The sequence below is a fragment of the Agrobacterium sp. GW821-FHT02D03 genome (assembly GCF_059421725.1).
In genome coordinates this window covers 1,717,770-1,743,894 of record NZ_JBWKVN010000002.1, presented here as the reverse complement: position 1 = coordinate 1,743,894, position 26,125 = coordinate 1,717,770, and the positions used below count along the sequence as shown (strand labels likewise).

The 26,125-nt window shown below is 56.7% G+C and carries 25 protein-coding genes; 19 read left to right on the top strand and 6 right to left on the bottom strand.

Features of this window, described 5'->3' with window-relative positions:
- The 3 genes from argH to AC07U5_RS21250 are packed head-to-tail and all read left to right on the top strand — an operon-like array spanning position 1 to position 3,436.
- On the top strand, positions 1-1,515 hold the full coding sequence (gene argH / locus AC07U5_RS21260; protein ID WP_494724190.1) for an argininosuccinate lyase: 1,515 nt from the start codon (positions 1-3) through the stop codon (positions 1,513-1,515).
- The gene (locus tag AC07U5_RS21255) at positions 1,515-2,555 is read left to right on the top strand and encodes an ABC transporter ATP-binding protein (protein WP_112358059.1); all 1,041 of its coding nucleotides are present in this window, start codon (positions 1,515-1,517) and stop codon (positions 2,553-2,555) included. The genes argH and AC07U5_RS21255 overlap by 1 nt, the downstream gene beginning before the upstream one ends.
- Positions 2,552-3,436 carry a carbohydrate kinase family protein gene (locus AC07U5_RS21250; RefSeq protein ID WP_494724189.1) on the top strand — a complete coding sequence of 295 codons (885 nt, stop codon included), beginning with the start codon at positions 2,552-2,554 and terminating at the stop codon, positions 3,434-3,436. Before AC07U5_RS21255 ends, AC07U5_RS21250 begins: the two co-directional genes overlap by 4 nt.
- 142 nt (positions 3,437-3,578) lie before the next feature.
- Here AC07U5_RS21250 and AC07U5_RS21245 read toward each other — a convergent pair whose 3' ends face one another.
- From AC07U5_RS21245 to AC07U5_RS21230, 4 genes are all read right to left on the bottom strand, one after another.
- Positions 3,579-4,898, bottom strand: coding sequence for an alpha/beta hydrolase family protein (locus AC07U5_RS21245; protein ID WP_494724188.1), 1,320 nt, complete (start codon positions 4,896-4,898; stop codon positions 3,579-3,581).
- A 222-nt stretch (positions 4,899-5,120) separates the two neighbouring features.
- A complete protein-coding gene (locus AC07U5_RS21240; RefSeq protein WP_062424450.1) occupies positions 5,121-5,489 on the bottom strand; it encodes a DUF1330 domain-containing protein in 369 nt (122 codons plus the stop codon).
- Positions 5,490-5,536: 47 nt separating this feature from the next.
- On the bottom strand, positions 5,537-6,256 hold the full coding sequence (locus AC07U5_RS21235) for a helix-turn-helix transcriptional regulator (protein WP_494724187.1): 720 nt from the start codon (positions 6,254-6,256) through the stop codon (positions 5,537-5,539).
- A 96-nt stretch (positions 6,257-6,352) separates the two neighbouring features.
- A complete protein-coding gene (locus AC07U5_RS21230; protein WP_494724186.1) occupies positions 6,353-7,318 on the bottom strand; it encodes an NmrA/HSCARG family protein in 966 nt (321 codons plus the stop codon).
- 101 nt (positions 7,319-7,419) lie between these two features.
- On the opposite strand from AC07U5_RS21230, the gene AC07U5_RS21225 reads away from it, so the two are divergent.
- Entirely contained in the window at positions 7,420-7,788 is a 369-nt protein-coding gene (locus AC07U5_RS21225; protein ID WP_112519766.1) for a winged helix-turn-helix transcriptional regulator, read from the top strand.
- Between the two features lie 316 nt (positions 7,789-8,104).
- Here the strand turns inward: AC07U5_RS21225 and AC07U5_RS21220 are convergent, their stop codons facing one another.
- Positions 8,105-8,908 (bottom strand): inositol monophosphatase family protein, encoded by an 804-nt coding sequence (locus tag AC07U5_RS21220; protein ID WP_494724185.1) that lies wholly within the window; start codon positions 8,906-8,908, stop codon positions 8,105-8,107.
- A gap of 313 nt (positions 8,909-9,221) precedes the next feature.
- Here AC07U5_RS21220 and AC07U5_RS21215 point away from each other — a divergent pair, with 313 nt between their 5' ends.
- The 9 genes from AC07U5_RS21215 to AC07U5_RS21175 all read left to right on the top strand — a co-directional run bounded on the left by AC07U5_RS21215 (position 9,222) and on the right by AC07U5_RS21175 (position 18,540).
- Entirely contained in the window at positions 9,222-10,571 is a 1,350-nt protein-coding gene (locus AC07U5_RS21215) for an ABC transporter substrate-binding protein (protein ID WP_494724184.1), read from the top strand.
- A 96-nt stretch (positions 10,572-10,667) separates the two neighbouring features.
- Positions 10,668-11,219, top strand: a complete 552-nt coding sequence (locus AC07U5_RS21210) for an SIS domain-containing protein (protein WP_494724183.1) — start codon at positions 10,668-10,670, stop codon at positions 11,217-11,219.
- 61 nt (positions 11,220-11,280) lie between these two features.
- Positions 11,281-12,183: a carbohydrate ABC transporter permease gene (locus AC07U5_RS21205; protein ID WP_494724182.1), complete on the top strand. Its 903-nt coding sequence runs from the start codon at positions 11,281-11,283 to the stop codon at positions 12,181-12,183.
- The gene (locus AC07U5_RS21200; protein ID WP_062424443.1) at positions 12,183-13,001 is read left to right on the top strand and encodes a carbohydrate ABC transporter permease; all 819 of its coding nucleotides are present in this window, start codon (positions 12,183-12,185) and stop codon (positions 12,999-13,001) included. Before AC07U5_RS21205 ends, AC07U5_RS21200 begins: the two co-directional genes overlap by 1 nt.
- Positions 12,998-13,903, top strand: a complete 906-nt coding sequence (locus AC07U5_RS21195) for a sugar phosphate isomerase/epimerase family protein (RefSeq protein WP_494724181.1) — start codon at positions 12,998-13,000, stop codon at positions 13,901-13,903. The genes AC07U5_RS21200 and AC07U5_RS21195 overlap by 4 nt, the downstream gene beginning before the upstream one ends.
- A 16-nt stretch (positions 13,904-13,919) precedes the next feature.
- Positions 13,920-14,915, top strand: a complete 996-nt coding sequence (locus AC07U5_RS21190; protein WP_494724180.1) for a sugar-binding transcriptional regulator — start codon at positions 13,920-13,922, stop codon at positions 14,913-14,915.
- A gap of 58 nt (positions 14,916-14,973) precedes the next feature.
- Positions 14,974-16,056, top strand: coding sequence for an ABC transporter ATP-binding protein (locus tag AC07U5_RS21185; protein WP_494724179.1), 1,083 nt, complete (start codon positions 14,974-14,976; stop codon positions 16,054-16,056).
- 105 nt (positions 16,057-16,161) lie between these two features.
- Positions 16,162-16,890, top strand: a complete 729-nt coding sequence (locus AC07U5_RS21180; RefSeq protein ID WP_494724178.1) for an SDR family oxidoreductase — start codon at positions 16,162-16,164, stop codon at positions 16,888-16,890.
- A 39-nt stretch (positions 16,891-16,929) separates the two neighbouring features.
- Positions 16,930-18,540, top strand: a complete 1,611-nt coding sequence (locus AC07U5_RS21175) for an FGGY-family carbohydrate kinase (RefSeq protein ID WP_494724177.1) — start codon at positions 16,930-16,932, stop codon at positions 18,538-18,540.
- Positions 18,541-18,604: 64 nt separating this feature from the next.
- Here the strand turns inward: AC07U5_RS21175 and AC07U5_RS21170 are convergent, their stop codons facing one another.
- The gene (locus tag AC07U5_RS21170; RefSeq protein ID WP_296104867.1) at positions 18,605-19,672 is read right to left on the bottom strand and encodes a LacI family DNA-binding transcriptional regulator; all 1,068 of its coding nucleotides are present in this window, start codon (positions 19,670-19,672) and stop codon (positions 18,605-18,607) included.
- A gap of 242 nt (positions 19,673-19,914) precedes the next feature.
- Here AC07U5_RS21170 and AC07U5_RS21165 point away from each other — a divergent pair, with 242 nt between their 5' ends.
- The 6 genes from AC07U5_RS21165 to AC07U5_RS21140 all read left to right on the top strand — a co-directional run bounded on the left by AC07U5_RS21165 (position 19,915) and on the right by AC07U5_RS21140 (position 26,104).
- Complete coding sequence (locus AC07U5_RS21165; RefSeq protein ID WP_494724176.1) at positions 19,915-20,892, top strand: substrate-binding domain-containing protein; 978 nt, start codon at positions 19,915-19,917, stop codon at positions 20,890-20,892.
- Between the two features lie 162 nt (positions 20,893-21,054).
- A complete protein-coding gene (locus tag AC07U5_RS21160; protein WP_494724175.1) occupies positions 21,055-22,545 on the top strand; it encodes a sugar ABC transporter ATP-binding protein in 1,491 nt (496 codons plus the stop codon).
- Positions 22,538-23,551 carry an ABC transporter permease gene (locus tag AC07U5_RS21155; protein ID WP_335323899.1) on the top strand — a complete coding sequence of 338 codons (1,014 nt, stop codon included), beginning with the start codon at positions 22,538-22,540 and terminating at the stop codon, positions 23,549-23,551. Before AC07U5_RS21160 ends, AC07U5_RS21155 begins: the two co-directional genes overlap by 8 nt.
- Positions 23,548-24,543 (top strand): ABC transporter permease, encoded by a 996-nt coding sequence (locus AC07U5_RS21150; RefSeq protein ID WP_494724174.1) that lies wholly within the window; start codon positions 23,548-23,550, stop codon positions 24,541-24,543. The genes AC07U5_RS21155 and AC07U5_RS21150 overlap by 4 nt, the downstream gene beginning before the upstream one ends.
- Before the next feature lies 1 nt (position 24,544).
- Positions 24,545-25,402: a sugar phosphate isomerase/epimerase family protein gene (locus AC07U5_RS21145; RefSeq protein WP_494724173.1), complete on the top strand. Its 858-nt coding sequence runs from the start codon at positions 24,545-24,547 to the stop codon at positions 25,400-25,402.
- Between the two features lie 45 nt (positions 25,403-25,447).
- Complete coding sequence (locus tag AC07U5_RS21140) at positions 25,448-26,104, top strand: nucleoside triphosphate hydrolase (protein WP_494724172.1); 657 nt, start codon at positions 25,448-25,450, stop codon at positions 26,102-26,104.
- Positions 26,105-26,125: the final 21 nt, after the last annotated feature.

The following is a 26,125-nucleotide window of genomic DNA, read 5'->3' as shown; positions in this document are numbered from 1 at the left end:
ATGACCCGTAACAGCCCAAATATCTCCGATACCAGTGTGTTTCCAGACAATGTGTATAAGGAAACTGTCCTTCGCCCGCTATTCGATGGCGCTAAACACCATCACGCCGAGGGCTTTCGGCGCATTGATCGCGCCCACCTTGTCATGCTCCACGAGACCGGAATTCTTGATTTCGACACCGCTTCAAAAATCGCAAAAGCATTAGAGGACATCGATCAAGCAATAGATCCCTCGACCCTCGTCTATACCGGCGAGGTAGAGGACTTCTTTTTCCTAATTGAAAAAGAGCTGAAATCCCGCATCGGCGTCGATGTTGCAGGAAGACTGCATACAGCACGGTCACGCAACGACATCGATCACACTCTGTTCAAGCTTAATCTTAAAGATAAGATCGACCGGCTAAGCGGTAAGTCGCGAATTCTACTCGAAGCATTGATCGATGCTGCGGAGCGCAACGACAAAACCCTGATCGTCGCCTACACACATGGACAGCCCGCTCAGCCCACGACCTTCGGCCATTATCTTTCCGCGGCGATCGAGGTTCTGCTCAGGGACATCGAGCGTTTGGGCGAGGCCAGACGTATTGTCGATCTGTCGCCTATGGGCGCCGCTGCCATCACAACCTCCGGCTTTCCCATTGATCGCGCCCGTGTGGCGAACCTCCTTGGTTTTGCCGCACCTGTTCGCAACTCATACTCTTGCATAGCAGCTGTTGATTACACGACATCAACTTACTCGGCCATCGAGCTTATGTTCCTGCACCTTGGAAGGGTTATTCAGGATTTCCAGTTCTGGACAAGCTTCGAAGTCGGACAGATTTACGTGCCGAATTCCTTGGTGCAGATCTCATCCATTATGCCCCAGAAGCGAAATCCCGTTCCAATCGAGCATCTGAGGCATCTCGCCAGCCAGACGCTTGGCCGGGCACGCACCATGCTGGACATCATGCACAACACACCATTTACAGACATGAACGATAGCGAGGGCGAGAGCCAAGGCACTGGTTATGAGGCGTTTGCGACTGCAGGCCGCGTGCTAGATCTATTTGCCAGCCTCGTCAGCCAGATCATCATCGACCCCAATCGCGTTGACCAAAACATCCGGCGCTCGTGTATTACGATAACCGAGCTCGCCGACTCTCTCGTGCGCATCGAAGACCTTTCTTTCCGTCAGGCGCACGAAATCGCTGCACAAGTGGCAAAGAGCGTGGTCGCCTCTGGCGGCGATCTCCCAAACGCTGGTTACCAGCCTTTCCGGCAAGCCTTTGCCGGGCTCACACAACGAGAAACTAAATTGGACGAGGGGCAATTCAGGCACATCGTCTCTCCAGAACATTTTGTTGAAGTCCGTGCCCGGTTCGGTGGGCCTGCGCCTGACCCGATGCGGGACGCGATCGCCGTATATCGCGACACACTTCTCGCGTTCGAGAAGGAAGCACAGCGGGCAGCCGATCATGAGGCCGCAATGGCAGCCGAATTGGAGCAAAAATTCACTGCCCTTACGGGAGCACGATAATGGCGACTATTGAACTCAATCAACTGGTAAAGCGCTACGGCAAAGTCGAGGCCGTAAAGGGTATAGATCTCGCTATCGGCGACGGAGAATTCGTGGTTTTTGTCGGACCATCAGGCTGCGGAAAATCCACGACACTTCGTATGATTGCAGGACTAGAGGAGATTTCTGACGGCATATTGAAGATCGGCGGAAAGGTCGTCAACGAAAAGGAGCCAAAACAGCGCAATATCGCCATGGTATTCCAGAATTATGCGATCTATCCGCATATGACTGTTCGCCAGAATATCGGTTTCGGACTTTACACGTCCAAGCTCGATCGCGAAGAAAAAAGGCGGCGCATTGAAGATGCTGGGAAAGTCCTCGGACTTGAAGCCCTCCTGGATCGTCGACCGGCTGCGCTTTCGGGTGGGCAACGCCAGCGTGTCGCCATCGGAAGGGCCATGGTGCGTGATCCAGCAGCATTTCTTTTCGATGAACCGCTTTCCAATCTCGACGCGCAGCTCAGATCGCAGATGCGCATCGAAATTAAGCGTCTACATCAGCGTCTCAAAACGACGACGGTTTATGTAACTCATGATCAGGTCGAGGCCATGACCATGGCGGACCGGATCGTTGTGATGAAGGACGGGCACATTTTGCAGGTCGGAACACCAACGGAGCTCTATGAATCTCCGGTCGATGTTTTTACAGCCCGATTTATAGGTAGTCCCTCGATGAACCTTCTCCGGGGAACCAGAACTGCTACCAGCGCGGTGCCTTCGGCAACGGGTGAGCTTTTGATAGGTGTGCGCCCCCATGATCTCCTGGTCGGGGAAAGCATGTCCGATACCGGGAGCTTTGCGCTGGAAGGCATTGTGACGGCGGTCGAACCGCTAGGTCCAGAAACGTTGGTGCACCTGGACATAGACAACGGTTCGGTCATAGCCACAGCGCGCGACAAATCCATCCCTGACGTAGGTAGTCACTTGCACTGCCGGGCAGAGCGCGGGACGCTTTACCTTTTCGATGCAAAGACGGAAAAACTTCTGGGCCGCGCATGATGACGAGAGAAAAAGCAGCGGTTATCAGTATCGGCCGAATCTATTGCGACCTTATTTTCACTGGGTTAGAAGAGTTGCCTGTATTGGGCCGCGAATTGTTTGCGGGCGACTTGGAAATTGCGGCGGGTGGTGGCGCCTACATCGCGGCAGCACACCTCACTGACATCGGCCGACCGGCTGCTTTGCTGGCGAGGTTGGGCAATGACGCGCTTTCGTCCATAATCGGCGAAAAAATGAAAGACAGCGGCGTTGAACTCCAATTTATAGATCACTCACCGGATGCGGGACCACAGGTGACCGTGGCGGCAGTAGTCGGTCAGGACAGAGCATTTCTGACCCGCCGCGCTGGGTCAGCCCTCCCCTCAACGCTGGACGATGCTCTAGCTTGGAAAGAAGCACGCCATCTGCACATCGCGGAGTTTGCCACTCTTCACGAAATCCCGGACTTGGTGTCGCGCGCAAAAGATAAGGGAATGTCCGTCTCATTGGACCCGAGTTGGGACGCCTCTTTAATCTATGATGATGGGTTCCTGAATTCCTGTGCCGGCGTAGATGTCTTTTTGCCCAACCTTGAGGAAGCCGCCGCGATCACAAGCCATGAAGCCCCGGACGCAGCGATCAGAAAACTTTCAGAAGCTTTCCCAACCGTTGCTCTCAAAGTCGGGGGAGCAGGAGCCTGGATTTCGTTCGATGGAAGTATCTGGCATGCACCAGCTCACGATGTCGATGTCGTTGATACCACAGGTGCAGGTGATGCGTTCAATGCGGGCTTCATCGATGCATGGCTCGAACAACTCGATCCTAAGAGGTGCCTTGAAGCTGGCATAACAGCGGGCAGTCGCTCAGTTCAAGTCAGGGGTGGGGGACCAAGATCGTCGTGACCTGTGGGCCTCAATAATTTTAGTGGCGGGGCAGCGCCTAGTTTTACCATTGAGTCGATACGCTGCTTAGAGGAGCTGAAATGTTCGTAGTTGCGACAGCCGCTGACAAGCGGCTATCGCGGTTCACACATACAGATAAAACTCACTCCGCCGGGAGTTTTAATTCGTAGTCAGGCAAAAGCTTGCATGCCTCATCGTAAATCTTGCGCTTTCCCTCGCAAAGCAAGGCCACGGATTGTTTGGTGGGTTTTTTACCTTCTTCGATCCAGGTCAGCATTGCGGTAAACAGCGCTGCGTACTGCGGAGTTGATAGTTTTGAATGCTCCGCCTCGTCGGAGAAATTCTGTACAAGCAGTTCGCTATTCCCGGCCTCCTCTACCGTCTGGCGGTAGATCGCCTCGTGATCTACGAAAACTGTAGGGTCATTGACTGCGTGGAGCGTTATTGTAGGCAAAACGATCTGGCCGGTGAGATCGGCGTCGTAGGCCATTGCGCGACGTGCCTCCCGGTCGGCTTCAAAGCGTTCAACACCCTTGTTCAACGCCGTATCGTCATCGGACCCCGTGTACGTGACCGTGGAGTTGTCAAAAGGATTTTTTCCATCCAGTCGGCGCCAAACGATATCCGAAAAAAGTCCGGTCGCCCAAGAAAGATGAGCCACAACAGTTTTCTCCGGCACCTTGGTGACCGCAAGGATGTTTTTCAGGTTTCTAGACTGTTGCGCTGTGCGCTCATTCGCTGGAAGCCCCAAGCCTGTGCATTCATTGACACGTTTTTCAAGTTCTTCGCGCTTCATCGTTGCCCCCTTTGGCAGGCCTTGCCAAACGGGATATTGCATTTCGTCTTTTCGCGGGTGGTTCTTGCAATAATACTGGTAGACTGCGCGTAGATCGGCGCGGAAATCGTATCCACGGCTCCCTCCGGCTAAAAGCCCGCTGGTCAGAACGACGCCGTCGTAGTTTTTACGACCCTGCCAGTCGAGCGCATAAAGCTCCGCGGTCTTCGCAGCAACATTGCCGCCCCACGACTGGCCGTGAAGCAGGACATGTTTCGGCTTGCCAAGCTGTTGAATGGCGATGCGCCTTACGCTGTCGGTATCCTCCGCGGCCATGCGCACGCCGTAACCCTGCCGACGATAGTTGGATCCCGCCCAAGCGTAGCCTTCCTGAACCGTCACGACAAAGCGCGTAAGATCTTCTACCGGGTCATCCGCTTGTGGCTTCGCAGTGCGCGGACCACCGTGGGCATGCACGACCAGAGTACCGTTCCAATTCTTTGGTTTTGCAATCCAATAATAGGCGCCATGCAGATCCTGGCCTGCGAAACATTCTGTACCGGCTGGCAAGGCTGTAGGGCAGTCTGCCCTCTTTGGATCTTCGCCGTCACCCTGTTGTGCTGTGGCGCTGCCGATAGCGATCGCAATAAACGCAATCGCCGGTAAAAGCGTTGTGCTGAAACGCATGAAATTTTCCTCCTCTCCCATCCCCACTGCGATGCTACAGGAGTGGGAATGGGTGACAACGCTGAAGAAAAATCATTCGCTGCCTCGAGGGAATTCTTGTTCAGATTGGGTGGGATCATGCCCACTCGTATAAAAGGATGGGTGAGTTTTCACCCATGACGCGGTGGCAGCTTGCAACGCGTCCCACCGCGATGCATTGTCCGAGTCATCTCTGCGGCGCTTCTAGAAGTGTTCTGAGATCTTCAGCGGCTGCAGAACGATATCTGCAATGGCGGACCTCCCAACCTGAAAAGCGGCCTGATATTCCGTATCTTCCACCATCTCCTTGAAAGAAGTCCGTCGAGGATACTGAACCAGCAGGACCGCATCCCATCCCTGCACATCGCCTGTGGTCAGCACTTCCAGGCCATCGCCTCGGAATAGTATCCGGACACCAAAACGACCCAGGATTGGTTCTGCCAGTCGCAAATACTCAAGATGTCGTTCGCGTCCGCCATCGGGCAAGAAGCGGATAAGATTCAACATCACGACGGGATCATCGTCTTCCTTGGCCAGGAACCTCGCGAAGACGTCAGGTGAAAAAGCAACCATATCATTATCCTTTCATCGAAGCGCTCTTGACGCGCGCGTTTGAAAGTCTAACCCGGTGCTCCGTCAGAAACTGTCAGGAACCAACGCCAGTCTCGATCCTGCTCCCGCCACCGCCTCATGAGTGAAGACCGCCTTTCTGGATACCGCTCATCGAGCACCGTCGCCATTCTAACGCGATCGACGCGGAAATGCCGAAAGGCTGATCGTCTCTCGCACCAGGCAGCAAGGACGCGAACGTCATCGAAATAGACAATTATGATCGGCCATAAGACGCGCTCCGTAACAGAGCCAGCATCGTCTTCATAGCTGATCGAGACCTTGCGTAGCAGGCGGATCGCCGCCCTCAGGGAGGCGACCTGCTCTGGGTCAGAGCGCTCGGAAATCGAAGCGGCTGCGAGGAGAGCAGGCGCGTCGGCGGCGGCCGAAGATCGGTCGGCCCGGCTCGAAATAATCTTTGCCAATGCGCTTTCGCTGCTCTGGGCTAGAGAATGATCCGCTCTTTCCCACACCCATCCTAGCCCGAGAACAAGGGCGTCTAGTTCTTCCGGCGAGAAGGCGAAATTAGGGAGGAAGAACCCCTCCCTAAGGACGAACCCGACCCCAGCCTGGCCATCGAGAGGCGCTCCGAGCAGACGCAGCGTCTCGACGTCCCGGTAAACGCTTCTCTCCGAGACGCCGAGCTCTTCTGCCAGCTCGAGTGCCGTGACCGGTCTCCGACGCGCGCGCAGCATACCGAGCATTTCGAACAGGCGGCTTATTCTCGACATTCGGCAATCTTCCAGTCATTGACCAAGCAGATATCTATGATCGAACAACACTGTGGCCAAGTAGCAGGTAGCGGCTTCATGTCGGATGCATAGAGTTCACCGCAGAGTGATTGCTGAGCTACTGGCGTTTTGTGCCGCTTCAAAAAGCGGTCTACCCGGGCCGTCGAGCCATTCATCGAAGCTCAGCAGGTGACCGAACTCTCTGCGGAGCTCGCCGATATCTGCATGTCCCGCGAGCCGCCCGTCATCGAATAACGCAGTCAATCGCCGCAGAAACTCGTTCTCCTTCAAGACAGCATCGGGAAACCTGCTGTATCCGATCGGTCGACCCGCAGCACGGCTGAGGCTTCGCTGCAGGCTTTCTCCTGTCAATTCATCCCCGGCAATCTCAATTGTTCGACCGGCGAAGCGGCCCGGGTTGGAGAAGATACCCGCAACGATCTTACCGATATCGCGTACCGCTATCACTTGCCCGATTTGCGTTGGTCGCAAAAAAGAGACATAGGCATCTTGATCCAGACCCAAACCCGGCAGCATAAGCAACTCCATAAAGCCCGCCGGACGGATGATGGTGCTGGAGATATCCAAAGACCTAATATGGGCCTCAATTTGCGACTTGCTGTCGAAGTGTCCCATGCCTGTCTTCTCCGGCCCCGCGGCATTTACCGAAGTGTAAACAAGATGACTGACGCCGACTTGTGCGGCGATATCAGCGATCATCGTGCCGTATCTGATCTCATCCTCGTCAGAAACGCCATAGGCCGCCCCCTGCCCCGAACTAGGCTGAACACTGAACACGCCGTATACACCCGTCATCGCTGATCTGATCGAAGCTTCGTCGTTAAAGTCTCCCTGTACTACCTCTATATTAAGAGACGCTGTTTCCCGGGCCTTGGGAGCCTTCAGGTCGCGGACGAGAGCCCTGACGGACCAACCATCTGCCAGCAGAGCTGACGCGACGGCGCCGCCTTGCTGACCGGTTGTGCCGAATACGAGGATGACATTTTCCGAAGTCGTTTTGGATATTTCCGGACTGCTAGCCTGATCATTGCTGGATATCATTTGAGCCTCCTTGATGCGAGTAGGCAATATAGGTATACATATTATACGTGAGTACAATTACGCACCTGAATGCTACCACGTCTCCAGGAGTATCCCTGCCCATGGCCACCATGCCACCGGAAAGCCTCGAACTAAACAGGCTCGTACTTGAGGAAATCACGACGAAGTGGTCGTTGCTGGTGCTAGGATGCCTGTGCGGCGGGCCTATGCGTTTCAACGCGCTACGACGGGCCAATGATGGCATCACGCAGAAGGCTCTGACGCAATGTCTGCGCCGGCTTGAAGCCAACGGGTTCATAACCCGCTCGGTTGTCAGCACCGCGCCCGTTGCAGTCGTTTATGAAATATCTCGCTTGGGGCGTTCGCTCGAACCGCATCTGCAGGCAATCCTTAACTGGGCAGACCAACATCGCGATGAGGTTTTGGCCGCGCAACGACGGTTTTGGGGGACGCCTGAGCTTTCCCGCTGAGCTTAGATTGTAATCATTTAAAACAATATCTTGACTGAAGAAGAGGTAATTCCGAGTAGCTGTCGTTGGCTACCATCACACTATTCAGTTATCTTGCCTCGCGAGAAAGAGTCCAACGATGGTACCGTCAACAAATGCCCCGGCATCGTCCCCGGAGCAATCAGTTTCGGCGAAGAGCGCGAGGGGACCACAATGCTTCATTGCACCTCTCTCTACCAGATCACTCCAGGATCATCACCGTCGCTGGAGAGCAGGACGCATAGGCATGCGAGGAGACTGCCTCGTCAATTCTCACAACTTTAGACTTTATTTCCAGCTATTCCTCGCGAACTATGCTCAGCCGCTTAAGGTCAGCAAAAACGGTATGATTGCCTGCCCATATTGGCCCCGGGCTACTTAAATCGCCTGCGAACTCCGCTAGACCACCCGCTTCGCGTATGAGCGCCACTCCGGCGAGACAATCCCAGCAAAAGAGAGTTGGATCATAATAGCCCCCAAGGCGGTTGGCGGCGACATAAGCCAGCATCAGCGCGCCCGAGCCTATGCGAAAAAGAACTCCACCTTCCTTATAGAGCTGCGTCACAAAGGCACCAACTTCAACAGGATCGGCACGTTCCGTGCCCCCATAGCCTATGTTTGTTGATTGGACTGTCCAGTCGCTTCTCATGATCAATTTTCTATCATTGAGTGTAGCGCCACAGGCAGCTTCGGCGACGTAGAGTTCGCGCATAACTGGTGCGTAAATGACGCCGATCACCGGTTCACAACTCCGAGTGACCGCAATTGACACCGACCAGTTCGGTTGCCCCACGAGAAACGCCATTGTTCCGTCGATCGGATCAATCACCCAGGTGTAGCCTGAGTTTCCAAGCGTCGAACCCGCTTCTTCGCCAACGATACCATCGTCCGGGAAATTTTTCTTGATCATTCCACGCAGATAATTCTCGGTCGCGCGGTCTGCGATGCTTACCAAATCTTGCGTGGATGATTTCAATTCTGCTTTCAGCCGTTCTGGTTTCGAAAGAAATCCTTTTGCTCTGGCTCCTGCGACTTTCGCGATGCGCTCTGCCAGCACCCTGCGGTGATGGATTTCACCTTGCCCTGATCGAACGTCACTCATTTTTTGCCTCTGCCCTAAACGACCTCAGTAAAATCATATTTTGCAAATGAATACTATTGCAAATTTGAATTTACATGTGTATCGATTGAGCATTCTCGCTGAGAGGACAGCGAGCCCAATCCATTAATATCGTTTCACGAAGGCGCGTCTTGCGCAGACTGTAAGTTGCGCCAAAAGCGGAAGTTTCGAGGGAAAGAGCATTTTGGGAAGAGGCGGTGTCGAGCGACGAGCAGCGCTTTTCGGCAGACATTGTTAAGTGACTGAAGACTGAAACAAGCTTGCGCGATAAGGCAGGCACCATAGGAGGAGTGGCATGAAACGTTTGTTGAGAGTGTGCGTCAGCGTTCTGGCGCTGGCTGCTGGAGCCGCTGGCGCACCCATGTTGGCACATGCTGATTGGCTAGAAGATGCGGCCAAGCCGCTAAAGGGTACGGAGATCAGCGGTATATTCCTCGATCGCCCAGGTTATCGGGCGATCATCAAGCTCCTTCCGGAGTTTGAAAAGAAGACCGGCATCAAGGTCAACTACGAAATTGTTCCTTATGAGAATACGCGCGAGAAGGAAGTGCTGAACTTCACCTCGCAAGGCGACCTCACGATGGCCCTGGTCGATCTCGTCTGGATCGGCGAATTTGCCGAGAACGGCTGGATCGACCCGATCGACAATTTCACCAAGGACAAGTCGATCACAGATCCGAACCTCAAGCTGGATGGTTTCTTCCCGCTTCTGCTCAATGCGTTCGGCTCCTGGGGTGGAAAAACATACGGCCTGCCCTTCGACAACTATTCGGGCCTGATGTTCTACAACTCCTGCAAGCTCAAGGATGCCGGCTTCGACAAGCCACCGGCAACGTGGGACGAATTGATGAAGGTCTACGCGCCAAAGCTAACCGACGCATCGAAGAACCAATATGCATACGCCCTGCAATCGCTGCGCGGAGAAACGCAGTCGGCCGACAGCTTCATGCGTATGCTCTGGCCCTTCGGTGGCTCGCTGCTCGACAAGCAGTTCAAGTCCAACCTGATGAGCAAGGAAAGCCAGGCTGGCCTCAACTTCCGTCAGGATCTGATGAAATATATGCCACCCGGCATCGTGTCCTTCGACCACGCAGAAGCTGTCAACTCCCTGGCCCAGGGTCAGGTCGCAATGATCACGGAATGGTCTGCCTTTTACGGCACGCTGGTCGATCCCGCGACCTCCAAGCTCGGAGACTGCCTCGCGGTAGCGCCAGAGCCCGCGGGCCCTGCTGGCCGCCTCCCTGCCCTTGGCGGCTTCTCTCTGGCGGTTGCCGCGCAGGCCACCGAAGAGCAGAAGAAGGCGACCTGGCTGTTCATTCAGTGGGCAACCTCTGAGGACATCGCCAAGGCCTATGTGGAAGCTGGCGGCGTTTCCGGCCGTATGTCCGTCTACAACGACCCGGAGATCAAGGCGAAGTACAAATTCGTCGAGCCGATGGTCGCCTCTTGGCAGAAGGGCGTTCCGGAATTCCGTCCACGTTTCCCGGCATGGCCAGCCATCTCCGAAGTCGTTGCCGAGTGGGGTTCCAAGATGATGCTTGGCGAGGTTTCGGTCGAAGCAGGATCGAAGGAAATCGGCACGCGCATGGAGGATATCCTGAAGAAGGAAGGCTACTACGACGGCAAGAAGCAGTTGTTGCAGTAACCCTCTAGCGCAAATCTACAAGAGGTCATTGCACGGCAGGGGGTGGCGGCAATTGCTGTCACCACCCCCTGCCGATCCTTTAACCGGAACCGATCCATGCTGCATCTCTCAGACCAAGCCCTTGCCGAGATTGGCGTCTGCCTGCGCGACATCGCCACGGAGCAATTCGAAGCGACGGTTGTGGAAATCACAAAAGCCCGGCGGATCGCCTTTTATGGCGTCGGGCGCGAAGGTCTCCAGATCAAGGGACTGGCGATGCGCCTTTTCCATCTGGGACTGCATTGCGCCATGGTGGGCGACATGACCACGCCGCCCGTGGCTGAAGGCGATCTGTTGATCGTTTCGGCTGGTCCTGGCGATTTCTCAACCGTCTCGGCCCTGATCGGCGTTGCGCGCAACGCTGGTGCCCGCATTCTCGTCGTGACGGCACAACCTCAAGGCAAGGCGGCAAGCCAGGCTGATTGTGTGTTGCATATACCGGCGCAAACCATGGCCGACGATCAGGGCGACACGCAATCGGTCCTGCCGATGGGATCGCTCTATGAGGGCGCGCTCTACGTTGCCTTCGAGCTTCTCGTTCTCGCCGTGCGTGACCGTCTGAACGTGACGCCCGATGCGATGCGCGCCAATCACACGAACCTTGAATAAAGCCGAAAGCGTTCCGGCGAAAGCAGTGCCGACGCCTGCTATGCATTGAGAGGAAAGACCGATGTCAGAACTCACCTCCAGACCGAACCGCGGCTATGGCCGGTGGACGCCGTTCTGGTTTCTGGCGCCCGCGGTATTGACGCTGTTCATCATCGGGATTTATCCGACGATATTTGCATTGGTGACATCGTTTCGTCGCTACAATATCGCGCGCCCACGCGAAGGCTTCCCCTTTGTCGGGTTTGAAAATTACGCGTCCGTCCTGTCCGACAGCACATTTTGGGCGTCATTGTTCCTGACTACCAAATTCTATGTCACCGTATTGCCGATCGAGATCGTGCTGGGTCTGATGATTGCGCTTCTGCTGCACAAGCCTGGCATGGGTTTTCTCAAATCGCTGGCACGAGTGACGCTCGTCGTGCCGCTTGCGACCACCTATGCCGTTGTGGGCCTTATCGGGCGATTGATCTTCAACGGTGATTTCGGCGTCGCCAACTGGTTTCTGGATGTCCTTGGAATCGGCGGTATCGACTGGCTTGGATCGCAAAGCGGCGCCTTCGCAGCCATCGCGATCATGGATATCTGGCAATGGACACCCTTCTGCGCCCTGATCTTCCTGGCCGGGCTTTCCATGGTGCCGGGTGAAATCGAGGAGGCTGCGCGGCTGGAAACCTCATCGAAGCTGTCCTTGTTGCGCTTTGTCCAACTTCCCTATCTGATGCCGGGACTGACCGCCCTTTTGATCCTGCGCTCGGCAGACGTTCTGAAGCTCTTCGACATGGTCTTCGTCATGACCCGTGGCGGCCCCGGATCGGCGACCGATCTCGTATCGATCTACATTCAACGTATCGGCTTTCGCGTGTTCGATCTTGGCACGGCGTCCGCCCAGGCGATCCTGCTGCTGATCATCACGATCCTTCTCAGCCGTCTCTATATCCGCGTTCTCTATAAGGAGGTGAACTGATGCGCCTGTCATCCGGCAAGGTTCTACACGCTCTAGGGCTCACCGCAGTCGTCCTCTTTACGCTGTTTCCCTTCTTCTGGATGGTTTCGGCAAGCTTTAAGTCGCAGTCTGACATTCTGGCCTCTCCGCCAGTCTGGCTCTTTACGCCGACGCTCGATCACTACCGTGAAATTTTCGCCGACTCCAAGGTGCTTGGAGGCGTCGGTAATTCTCTGATCATCGCCATTTGCACCACGGCACTCGCCGTTGCACTCGGGGCACCTGCGGCTTATGCCCTAGCCCGCTACGACTTTCGCGGCAAATCTGACCTGTGGTTCTGGTTCATCTCGAACCGCATGACGAGCCCGATCGTCCTCGCACTGCCCGTCTATATTCTAGCGTTGCAACTCAATATTCTCGACACGCATCTTGTCCTCATTCTGATCTACCTGACCTTCAACCTGCCGATCGTCGTGTGGATATGCACCGATCAGTTCAAGTCCATTCCGCCGGATCTGGAACAGGCGGCGCGACTGGATGGCGCGGATCAGTTCACGATCTTCCGCAAAATCTATCTGCCGCTTGGCGCCCCGGGAATTGCGGTGTCTGCAATCTTCTCGTTCATCTTCTCCTGGAACGAACTGCTTTACGCACTGGTATTGACGAGACGCAATGTCCAGACGGCGCCCGTCGCCGCCACCAGTTTCATGTCCGGCTATGAGCTGCCCTGGGGCAAGATCATGGCAACCGGCACAGTCATCGTTCTGCCGGTGACAATCTTCGCACTGATCGTTTCGCGACACATGGTTCGCGGCCTGACGATGGGAGCGACCAAATGAGCGCATCGAACCCACTTGGTGTCAACCTTTCCTTCTGCGTGAAGCGGTGGATCACGCCGCAGCTTTGGGCACCTGTCGTGCGCGATACTCTTGGACTGGACAAGATCCAGTTTTCCTTCGATCTCGTCGACCCGATGTGGCCTTCGGCAGTCGTATCGCGGCATGCCAAAGATGTCCGCAATGCCGCCGCCGATTACGGTATCGTTATTCACAGTGCCTTCATCGGTTTGGCTCATTACACCTTCAACCAGTTGCTTCATCCGGACGAAGAGGTACGGGCCTACGCCGAACATTGGCTGGAGCGCGCCTATGATTTCGCCACCGAAGCGGGCATTCCCGCAGTCGGCGGTCCTTTGGGCGCCGTTGCCTCAAGGCCGGATGGCACCGAGGCTGACGCCATCGACGAACGCGACTATGATAGCCTGCTCGAGAGAATGATGCGGCTCGGCCAAAAGGCAAAGGCCGCAGGCCTGTCTGCGCTTTATGTCGAGCCGACGCCCATGCGCCGGGAATGGCCATGGACGATTGCGCAAGCGCGACGGATGATGACAGATGCGGCCGGTAGCGCCACACCCTGGACCTTCTGCGTCGACTGGGGCCACGGCACCATCTTACCGCTTTATGGCGAGCAGGCAGACACGATGGAGCCATGGCTTGCCGAGTTGCAGGACGTGATCTCCGCCGTTCATATCCAGCAGACAGACTTTATTCTTGACCGGCATTGGGACTTCACTGAAGCGGGACGTGTGAAGCCGCGCGAGGTCAAGGCTGAGCTCGCGCGGACAGGTCTTTCGGCCTGCCCCGTATTTCTTGAGGTCTTCTACCCGTTCGAACGCGACAGCGTCTCCATACTCGACGCATTGAAGAGCACCGTCAGCACCCTTAAGCAGGACTTTGCTTAAGCCAGGAGTGACAGTGATGGTGAACAAAGAAACGGATAATGGTGTGGCTGCAGATGATTTCAATGCGCAGCAGACCCGCGCCCGCGTAGCATGGCTCTATTTCATTGGAGGCATGACCCAACAGGAAATCGCCGATCAGTTGGGATTGACACGGTTGCGGGTCAACAAGATCCTTGGACAGATCCGCACAGATGGCTCCGTCGTGGTCGATATTCGTCTGCCGATGGCCGATTGCATCGATCTTGAGCATAAGCTGAAAGAACGCTTTGGCCTGGAAGGCGCATGTGTGACCCCCACGCTGCCGGATGACGCCGAAAATCAACGCGTGATCGGCGAGGCCGCCGGTGCTTTGCTTGATGGAATGCTGCAGGACGGAATGGGGCTTGGCGTCGGCTGGGGGAAAACCCTGTCCGCCGGTCTCAAACGGCTGACGCCACGCGCCCTGCCCGAAAGCTGGGTCACGTCGATCATGGGCGGACTAACGCGCGGGTCAGGCTCGAGCACATTCGAGGTTGCGACAGGCTACGCCCGGGCGATCTCCGCCGAATGCTGGTATCTGACGGCGCCGCTTTATTTTCCAACAGCAGAAAGCCGGGAAGCGCTTCTGTCCCATCATGGCATTCGCGAGACGATGCGGCGCGCAACCTCGGTCGACATCGCGCTCGTTTCGTGCGGAGACATGACGCCCCGCTCGCTGCTGGTCCAGACGCCGACCGTATCGGAGAACATTACTTCGCTCCTGGACGCCGGGGCGATTGGAGACCTACTCGGTGTCTTTCTCGACGAGGACGGCAACCCAATCGATCATCCGCTGGCAGAGCGCGTCCTTTCTCTGGCACTGAAGGATCTCAAAGCGGTGCGACATTCGATCCTGGCTTCGGGCGGCCTATACAAATTTAAAATCATCCGCGCGATCCTGCGTGCCGGTTACGTCAAACAACTGGTGACAGATCAGGCATCCGCGGAGGCGCTTCTGCGGGAAGCACCGCCGGACCGCAGCAAACGTCAATAGTCAAGCGGGCGTCGCACCGCTTGCGCGGTAACCGCTCACAGATTGGGAGTAACGAAGAATGACCTTCCTTCAGCTGGAAAACATCAAGAAACAGTTCGGCGAACTTGGCGTCATCAAGGGCGTCGATATATCAGCGTCCAAGGGGGAATTCGTCGTTTTCGTCGGCCCGTCTGGCTGCGGCAAGTCCACGCTGCTGCGCATGATTGCCGGATTGGAGGACGTGAGTTCGGGTAAGGTCCTGATCGATGAAAAGGATGTAACCTACGAAGAGCCCGCCAAGCGTGAAGTTTCGATGGTGTTCCAGTCTTATGCGCTCTATCCGCATATGAGCGTGTTCGACAACATGGCGTTCGGTCTGCGCATGGCGAAGCTGTCCGAAGAGGAGATCAAACGACGCGTCGGCGATGCCGCCCGCATCCTTCAGATCGAGCCGCTTCTGGAACGCAAACCACGCGCCTTGTCCGGTGGCCAGCGCCAACGCGTCGCCATTGGCCGCTCGATCGTACGCAATCCAAAAATCTTTCTATTCGACGAGCCGCTGTCCAACCTCGATGCGGAGTTGCGAAGCCAGATGCGCGTCGAAATTGCCAAGCTTCACCGCAATCTCGGTGCCACGATGGTCTATGTCACACACGACCAGGTAGAGGCGATGACTCTTGCAGACCGTATCGTTGTTCTGCGCGCCGGTCTGGTTGAGCAGATCGGTTCGCCGACAGAACTTTACGACCGTCCAGCCAATACCTTCGTCGCAGGCTTCATCGGCTCGCCGAAAATGAACTTCCTGGCCGCAGAAGTCGAGGGTGCGGATGCGACGAGCCTGCGTCTTTCGCATCCTGCATTTCAAGGGCAAAGCCTCGTGCTCAGCCATCCGCGAAGCAACACGCTCCGCCCCGGAGATATCGTCACGGTTGGCCTCAGGCCCGAGCATATCAGGATCGGCACCGGCCATTCCATGCTCAATCTCACCCTCGATTTCGCCGAAAATCTGGGGGGCTCTACCCAGGTCTACGCCCGTACGCCAGCAGAACAAGTCACCATTGTGGTGAACGGCCGGCCGGATGTGACGCAGGGCGAGACAATCAGCGCGGATATCGACCATGCGCACATTTATCTCTTCACTGCGGACGGCAAGGCGCTCTGAGACTGAGGCCGAAAAAGCGTCCATCACCACTCAGGGACGCAAAACAAGAGATCGGACAGACGTTCGATTGACAAAGGCATAATGACTGTAGGGAGGAAGCCTCACATGACCGATAGCTTTGAAGGCAAGGTTGCAGCCATCACCGGTGCGGCATCCGGCATTGGCCTGGCTTGCGCACGCAAACTTCTCGATGAGGGTGCGACAGTTGTTCTGATCGATCGCGCCGGGGACCGTTTGCGGGCGCTCTGTTCAGAGCTTGGAGAGCGCTGCCGTATGCTTGTCGTCAACCTCCTGAACGGCCAAGAGGTTTCGGGGATGCTTCCGGGCATTCTGGCTGAAGCCGGACGGCTCGATATTTTCCATGCCAATGCGGGCGCGTATATCGGCGGTGCTGTCGCAGAAGGCGATCCCGACAGCTGGGACAAGATGCTCAATCTGAATATCAACGCTGCCTTCCGTAGCGTTCACGCCGTGCTTCCGCACATGATCGCTCAAAAGAGGGGCGACATTCTCTTTACCAGCTCTGTCGCCGGTGTGGTTCCTGTCGTTTGGGAGCCGATTTACACCGCGTCCAAATTCGCCGTCCAGGCTTTCGTCCATTCCACTCGCCGACAAGTCGCGCCCCATGGCGTTCGCGTCGGCGCAGTGTTGCCCGGCCCGGTTGTCACGGCTCTTCTGGATGACTGGCCGAAAGCAAAGATGGAGGAGGCGCTCGCCAATGGAAGCCTGATGCAGCCGCAAGAAGTCGCCGAAGCTGTCTATTTCATGCTGTCCCGCCCTCGCAATGTCGTGATACGAGATCTCGTGATCCTGCCCAACAGCGTCGATCTGTAGCCGGGATTGAGGTGGAGTTGTAATGCGGGAGAGTTTTCCATGAGCCGTTCCAGATATTTCATCGGCGTCGATGTCGGCACCGGCAGTGCGCGCGCCGGCATTTTTGATGAGGAAGGCGATTGCCTTGGAACGGCCAAGCACGACATCGACATCTATCAGGATGCCCACCACATGGTGGAGCAGTCGAGCGAGAATATCTGGCAGGCAGTCTCATATGCCGTGCGCACAGCGGTTTTACGCGCAGGCGCTTCGCCGGACGATATCGTAGGCATAGGCTTCGACGCCACCTGCTCGCTGGTGGTGCTGGGCGAAGGCGGGCGCTCTTTGCCGGTCGGCCCATCTGAAACCCCGGCGCGCGACATCATCGTCTGGATGGATCACCGTGCCGTAGAACAGGCAGAGCGCATCAATGCGCAGGGCCACGATGTTCTACGCTATGTCGGCGGACGCATATCACCTGAAATGCAGACGCCAAAGCTGTTATGGCTGAAGGAAAATCGGCCGGAGATCTTTGCACGGACATGGCAGTTCTTCGATCTCGCTGATTTCCTCACATGGAGAGCGACGGGAAGTCTCGCGCGCTCCACCTGCACGGTGGCATGCAAATGGACGTATATTGCCCATGAGCAGCGGTGGGACCCGAGCTATTTCCGCCAGATCGGTCTAGCGGAACTGGCTGACGAGAACTTTGCCCGCATTGGACTGGAGATCGTCGAGCCCGGTACGCCGGTCGGTCAAGGGCTGACGGCCAAGTCTGCGGAAGATTTCGGCCTTTTACCGGGTACGCCTGTCTCTGCCGGCATGATCGATGCGCATGCAGGCGGCATCGGCACGGTCGGGATCGGTGGAACGCCCGAATCAAACCTTGCCTATGTCTTCGGCACGTCCTCCTGTACGCTGACCTCGACCGAAGAGCCGAAATTCGTTCCCGGTGTCTGGGGTCCTTACTACTCTGCCATGGTGCCTGGCCTGTGGTTGAATGAGGGCGGACAAAGTGCTGCCGGTGCGGCCATCGACCATCTGATCAGCCTTCATCCCTCTTTTCCCGAGGCGCATGAAAAGGCGCGTGTTACCGGCGTTGCGCTTCCCGTCATGCTCGCCAACATGGCATCTGCCACAAGCGCTTCTCCTTCTCAGGTCGTCACGCTTGCGCGAGGCCTTCATGTGGTTCCTGAATTCCTCGGAAACCGCGCACCGTTTGCCGATCCGGCTGCTCGCGCCGTCATTGCCGGGCTTGGGATGGAGCGCGATCTCGACAGTCTGGTCGCCCTCTATGTGGCTGGTTTGTGCGGGATCGGCTACGGGCTTCGACAGATCATCGAGGCACAGACGAAGGCTGGCGCAGGGATTGACCAGATCATCATCAGCGGCGGTGCCGGCCAGCATGATCTCATCCGCCAACTTCTTGCCGATGCCAGCGGCAAGCCCGTTATTGCGCCGCAGACCGCAGAGCCTGTCCTCTTGGGAGCGGCCCTTCTTGGCGCAACCGCTGCGCAGGTCTTCACCGATCTCAAACAGGGAATGCAAAAGCTCAGCAAGCCCGGCAAGACATGCGAGCCCGCCTCTGGAACGCTCCAGCAACTGCATGATCGGCGTTACGACGCCTTTTGCACCCTTCAGGCAAGTATAAGATCGCTGCGGGATTCCTGATCATGGATTGGCCGAGGCACGCCTTGCGAGTGACCTCGGCTTGATCATGCCTTCACGTTGTTCATTAAGTGCGCAGGGTTTCACTGACATCGTCGAGCGGGCCGGTCAGCGCAGTGCGCGGCGGTATCAGCTGTGGCTCGATAATGGTCACACACGGCTCGCCCGGCGACGAATCCAGAAGTTCGAAACCGACTTCCAGCATTTTCGAAATATCGGGTTTGATCATGTAGACCGGAAACGGCAGGAACGACGCGAAGGGATCGTAGTCGAAACAGCCGACCACGATGTTCGCGACCACCGCCGGATCATGCCGCCCCATAAAACGCAGAAGACCCTCGAAATTGATGGACGAATTGACGAAGAAGCAACGCGGCAAACGGCCGTGGCGCATGAAATAGTTTTCAAGGACAATATCCGTCATACGCGGTGAGTAGCCTGTCTTTTCCACCGCTACTCTGCTGCAGACCGTTCCGAAATAAGCATTCTTGGCTGCATCAAATCCTGCGATACGTTCCAGACTCGCATGGTCGTCATGTCCACCGAACAGCACCACGTCATCAGGCGAAAGCGCGCCGTCGCGTGACGCATGCTCCAGTATCGCACGTGTCAGTATCTCCGCACCATGCCTGTTGTCGGAAATGACGGATGACGCCAGCTTGCCAGGAAGATCGAGATTGACGTGTGGCAGGGCTGCACCGGCACAAACCTGATGAACGCCATCGGGATTGGCGACACCCGCGATAAACAGCGCATCGATCGAGTAAGCGATCAACGTCTCAACTGTCTTGCGCTCTGCCTCAGGATCGCGCCGCCCGGAGACCACCATTGGCGAGAGGCCCCGCTTGCGCGCTTCGGCCTCGAACGCCTGCGCCATGGAGGAAAAGAACCGGTTCTCATAAACCGGAACCAGCAATCCGACGAGACCCGATTTCGAGCTGCGCAACCCCCTTGCCTGAAGGTTGGCGGTATAGCGCTGGGCCTTTGCCAGCGAGAGAATTTTGCCAGCAGTTTCCTCCGAGATACGGCGCTTACGCCAGCTTCCATTCAGCACTGCACTGACCGTCGAAGCCGAAGCCCCCGACAATACCGACAGATCGTAGATCGTGGCCTTCTTCGAGGTCAGGTCTGCCATTTCTCGTCCTCCTTGCGAAATCGATGTGTAGAGCAATCCGCCTCTTGACGGAAGTAAAAACCGCGCCTAACCTCCATGCACCATCGATTGTGCAAATTTGAAATATCGATTGTGCAAACGATGCGCGCTATGGGAGTAGCAGGAGGAAAATCTCGAATAGCCGAGATCGAAGTGATCGTACACAGAGCTCAAAAGCTGTGGCGAGACACCTGCTGTACACGTCTTTTGGAGGAGGAACATTCATGAAGAAAATCATTTCAGCCGCACTGGGTCTGTCTCTTGCCTTGCTCGCATCCACGGCTTTTGCTGAAGGACCCAAGGTGGGCGTCGTCGTCAAGATCGGCGGTATTCCGTGGTTCAATGCCATGGAGGCAGGCATCAAGGAGCAAAGCGCCAAGCTCGGCGTAAACGGCTTCATGGTCGGCCCAACCAGCGCCGACCCTGCCCTTCAGGTTCGCGCCATCGAAGACCTGATCGCACAGAAGGTCGATGTCATCGGCGTCGTTCCAAACGATGCGAAGGTGCTTGAGCCCGTGCTGAAAAAGGCACAGGAAGCCGGCATCAGGGTCATCACGCATGAATCCCCGAAGCAGCAGGGCACAGACTGGGATTTCGAACTGGCATCCGCTAAAGGCTTCGGTGAAGCGCACGGCAAGCTTCTCGGTGAAAAGATGGGCGGCAAGGGCTCCTATGCAGTCTTCGTCGGTTCGCTCACCGTTCCACTGCACAACGCCTGGGCTGACGCAGCCATTGCGTACATCAAGGCAAATTATCCGGACATGAAGCTCGTCGGCGACCGTTATGGCGTTGCAGAAGATTTGGACAAGAGCCGCTCCACAGCGCTCGACCTCATGTCTGCAAATCAGGATCTCAAGGGCTTCCTGGCCTTCGGTTCGCAAGGCCCTATCGGCGCAGGACGCGCTGTGGAAGAACGTCGCAAGGATGGCAAGGTCTTTGTCATCGGTCCCTTTTCTCCCGGACAGGGCGCCAAGCTTATCAAGAGCGGCGCTCTGACCGGCGGCTTCATGTGGAACCCCAAGCAGGCCGGCGAAGTCTTCGTCACCCTGGCAGATCGTCTCTCCAAGGGTGAAACACCCAAGGCTGGCGACGATATCCCAGGTCTTGGGAAGATCAACCCCGAGGGTAACACCATCGTTGTCGATCAGTTGCTGAAGATCGACAAGGAAAGCATCGACAAGCTGGTCGGCATGGGTCTCTAAGCCACGTCAGGCACAGCGATTGGACCCGTGACGCTGACGCATCACGAGTGGTCGATCGGATTATCGTCGCGTAGTCCAACTGTTTACGCGACGGTATCATCAACAAAAACAAGAAAATGAATAGCGCCCTGCTCCAGCCGGGCGAAGGGAGATAATTGCGCTATGAGCGACAAACCGCTCTTGTCCTTGAAGAATATCAGCGTAACCTTCGGCGGCGTTAGAGCGCTCAAGAGCGTTGCTTTCGAGGTCAATCCTGGCGAGGTGCATTGTCTGGCCGGCGAAAACGGCTGCGGCAAGAGCACGCTCATCAAAGTCATCACCGGCGTCTACAAACCGGAAGCGGGCGCGGAACTGCTGTTCGACGGGAAGGCAGTCCCAGCCATAACGCCGGCGCTTGCTCAGTCTCTTGGCATTCAGGTGATCTGGCAGGATCTGGCGCTTTTCGATGAAATGACGGTCGCCGAGAATATCGGTTTCCAGCACGCCATGAAGGGCAAATTCGGGCTGGTCGATAAGACCGCAATCCGAAATGCTGCCGAACAGGCCTTGGCCCGGCTCGGGGTCGAGATCGACTTGGATCGTCCGCTCAAGGAACTTCCCATTGCGCAGCGCCAGATCGTCGCCATCGCGCGCGCTCTGGTCGGTGAGGCGCGTCTGGTTTTCATGGACGAGCCGACAGCCTCGCTGACGCAATCTGAAACCGATTATCTGATCGACATCGTGCGCAATCTGTCAGCGTCGGGCGTGGCCGTCGTTTTCGTTTCCCATCGACTGGCCGAAGTGCTCGAAATATCGAACCGGATCACGGTGCTGCGCGACGGCTCGCTTGTCGGCGTCTATCCGGTCGAGGGCATGACGCAGTCGCGCGTCACGGAACTCATGACTGGCCGCCTCTTCGATAGCGCCGTCATCGCTACCGACCATGACGATCAGCCTGTTGTACTCTCCGTTCGCGGACTGACGCGGCATGGCGAATTCGAAGATGTTTCCTTCGAACTACGCCGGGGGGAAACGCTCGGCATTACAGGTCTGCTTGGCGCCGGCCGCACAGAACTCGCTTTGACGCTGTTTGGAATGCATCGTCCGCATGCCGGTGAAATTCGGCTCGAAGGCAAGCCGGTGAAGTTCGGCTCGAACCGCGACGCCATTCGGGCAGGTATTGCCTATCTCTCCGAAGACCGTCTGTCACTCGGGCTCAACCAGCCGCAATCGATTGCCGACAATCTCATCATGGCTTCGCTCGATAAATTGCTTGTCGGCGGGCTGATTTCGCCGTCGAAAAAAGCCGCGGTCGTCAAGAACTGGATCGGCTCGCTCGGCGTCAAGATCGGCCAGCCGGAAGACCCGATCCGCACGCTGTCCGGCGGCAACCAGCAACGTGTCGCCATTGCCAAATGGCTGGCGATCGGCCCGAAAATCCTCATACTCGATGCACCGACCGTTGGCGTCGATGTCGGCGCGCGCGCCGGGATTTTCGAGATTGTTCGCAAGCTTGCGGCTCAAGGCCTCTCCATCATCCTGATCTCCGCTGAAGCACCGGAGGTCTATTTCAATTCAGACCGGATCGTTCACATGGTCGAAGGACGCTTCCACGCGACCTACGATCCACGTGCCATGTCTATGACCGAACTGGAGACTGCCATCTATGCGTAGGCTGATCCTGGGAAATACTACCGAATTCGCGCTGGTCGTCGTGACGATCCTGCTCTGCGCAGGCCTGTCGCTCGGGACCGATCGCTTTTTGACCGTTTCGAACGCTTTCGACGTGCTGAATGTTTCCGCCGTCAACATCATCTTCGCCGTCGGCCTGCTGGTCGTTTTGATTTCAGGTGGCATCGACATCTCCTTCGCCGTCGCGGCGTCCGTCGTCCAATATGTGACTGTGCTTGCTCTTTCCGCGCTCGGCGGTGGCAACTGGGCAGAGGGCTTCATCATCGCCGGTGGTGTCGGTATCGGCCTTGGCGTCATCAATGCGTTTCTCGTCTGGCGGCTGAAGATCATCTCCATCGTCGCGACGATCTCCACCTTCAACATCTTCTTCGGTCTCTTGATGTTCTTCACCAAGGGGGTCTCCATCTACGATCTGCCGGAGTGGCTTTCCACCCGTGTCGTCTTCTACGAACACGAGATGAGCGACGGGTCCTGGATTGAATTGACGCTGCCGGTCGTCGTGATGATCCTCTGCTGCATCGCCACCTGGTTCATGATCTCGCGCACCACCATCGGTCGTCAGCTCTACGCATTCGGAGACAATCCGGAAGGCGCTCGACGCTTCGGCATCAACATCGGCGCGATGCATTATCTTTCGTTTGGCTGGCTCGGCCTCATGGCTGGAATTGCGGGACTGATGCAGGCGCATTATGCGCAGGAGGTTGTGCCAAACGCGCTTTATGGCCGCGAGCTCGATGTTCTCGCCGCAACCGTTCTCGGAGGTGCCCGGCTTGGCGGCGGCAAGGGGTCGGTCGTCGGCTGCGTGCTTGGCGTTCTGCTTGTTTCAATAACTCAGAACGGTCTCAACCTGATGGGCGTATCGCCCTTCGCCTTCAAGATGGTCGTCGGCGCCATCATTCTCATCGCCATCACGCTCTCTTCGACCCGCTTCGATAAACTTCTGCCGTCCGCCATGAAGAGTTCAAAACAGGGAAGCGCGCGCCGATGACATCCTTGACGCAAAAGTTTAACGCGGCATTCGGCGCTGACATGGCGGGACCCCTCGTTGCCTTTGTCGCTGTCATGGTCGTATTCGGAACGCTAGCTGATAATTTTCTGTCGGCTGGGACCTTTGGTTCCGTGGCTTTCCAGCTGCCCGAACTCGGGCTTCTGACGCTCGCCATGCTGCTTCCGCTTTTGACCGGCGGGATCAACCTGTCGATCACATTCGCCGCCAACCTTTCGGGCCTTGCCGCAGCATGGGTGTTGCAGGCCCATGGCGGGGTAAACGCACCACCGAGCGCCTTTCTTCTCGCTTGCCTTGCGGCGCTCCTCACCGGCGCAGCTGCTGGCGCGCTCACAGGTGCCGCCATTGCCTACACGCGCGCGCATCCTATCCTCGTTACTCTGTCGATGATGATCTTCCTGCGTGGTCTTGGTGAATTTCTCACGCGCGGCGGCGATATTTCCGGCTTTCCTGATTACGTGTCCACCATCGGTCACGGTTCGGTTCTCGGCCTGCCGATCCCGCTCATCATTTTCATTGTTTGTGTCGGGCTGTGGCATGTGTTGTTAACTCGGGCAAAGCTCGGCTTTGGGCTCTTGATGATCGGTTCAAATATCGAATCTGCCCGTTACTCCGGTCTCAACACCCGGCGTATCCTGATCCTTGTCTACACTCTGTCGGGTGTGATGTGCGCGATTGCGGGCCTTATCATGCTGGCCCGCTTCAACTCCGTGCGTGTCGGACATGGCGAGTCATACCTTCTGATCACGGTACTCGCCGCATTTCTCGGCGGCATCAATCCCTTTGGCGGCTTCGGTCGTGTCCTGCCGGTCTTCGTCGCGCTGATCGTTCTCCAGCTTCTGTCCTCCGGTCTAAACCTAATGGGCGCGAACCAGCATCTTGCCACGGCGCTATGGGGCGTGTTGATGATCGTCGTCATGGCGGCAAGGACGTGGGCGTCAAGATTCGCCACATCGCGCAGCAGGAAAGCATAAGATGCAAGGATTTGGTGTTCACGCAATGATGTGGACGAGCGTATGGGACCACGCAGGCGCCGAACGCGCTATTACAGGGGCCGCGATCTACGATCAGGACTATATCGAAATACCGTTTTTCGACATTTCCTCGGTCGATGCCGCCCATAGTCGCGCGATTCTCCGAAAGCATGAGTTGCGGGCGACATGTTCGCTGGTTTTGCCGGAACATGCCTGGGCCTCCATTCGCCCGGACGCGGCGATCGATCACCTGAAGGCTGCTCTCAACAAGGCTGCCGAGATTGGCGCCGAAGCACTAACTGGCGTCACTTTCGGTGGCACGACCGAACGCACGGGCTTTGCGCCAACGCAAGGCGAATATGACAATCTGACCCGTGCCTTGGGTGCGGTCGCGAAACACGCAAAATCGCTCGGCCTGCAGTTTGGTATCGAAGCGGTCAACCGCTATGAAAACCATCTCCTCAATACCGCGCAACAAGTGGTGGGTATCGTCGAGCGCATTGGCATGGACAACGTCTTTGTCCATCTCGACACGTTCCATATGAACCTTGAGGAAAAGGGTTTGGCGAGCGGAATTGTCGCTGCGCGTGATCACCTGAAATACATGCACATGTCGGAAAGCGACCGCGGCACGCCCGGTTTTGGCAACATCGCCTGGGACGAACTTTTCGGTGCGCTTGCGGCCATCGATTTCGACGGGCTTCTGGTTCTGGAAAGCTTCGGTGGATTGCCTGATTTCATGGCAGGTCCAACCTCCACTTGGCGAGCGATCGCCCCCGGTGCAGAAGATGTGCTGGACAAGGGAATTCCGTTCCTGCGCGACAAGGCAGCTCAATACGGCCTCTTTGCCAGCCGCTAAAAGCCCCAGAAAACCCTCATTAACATTATTATGCGAGCCAAAGCCTTGACTGTCATCGAAGACAACGCCCGTGAAATCGCCATCCTAGCCATGAAGCATTTCTCCGACAATCAGGGGCGGAGACTCATGATCGCGATTGCCGGCGCGCCGGGATCGGGCAAATCCACCATCGCCGAACGTGTCGTGGACCTTATCATCAGCGAAAGCGGTATCTCTGCAGCGCTGTTTCCCATGGACGGCTTTCACTACGATGACGCAGTTTTGGAGGCTATGGGTAGACGCGCCTTCAAGGGCTCGATCGATACCTTCGACGTTCACGGCCTGCGGCACATGCTGGAACGCCTGAAGGCCAACGAAGACGACGTTATCGCCGTTCCGGTCTTCGATCGGTCCATGGAAATCTCGCGGGCCAGCGGCCGCCTCATTCCGCAATCGGTGGACATCATCGTCTGCGAGGGCAATTATCTGCTGGCAAAGCAGTCTCCGTGGGACACGTTGAAACCGATCTTTGATTTCACGGTCTTCGTCGATGTCGAGGAAGATGATCTGCGTGAGCGGCTACGAGCACGTTGGCGCGGCTTCGGTCTCGATGAGACCGAGATTGATCGCAAGATCGAGAAAAACGATCTACCCAACGGCATCTTCATCATGAAAACCGCCGCACCGCCCGATCTCAGGCTGAAAAATCCAGGGAGAGAGTGAAACGCTAGTCACCGCCTGCTC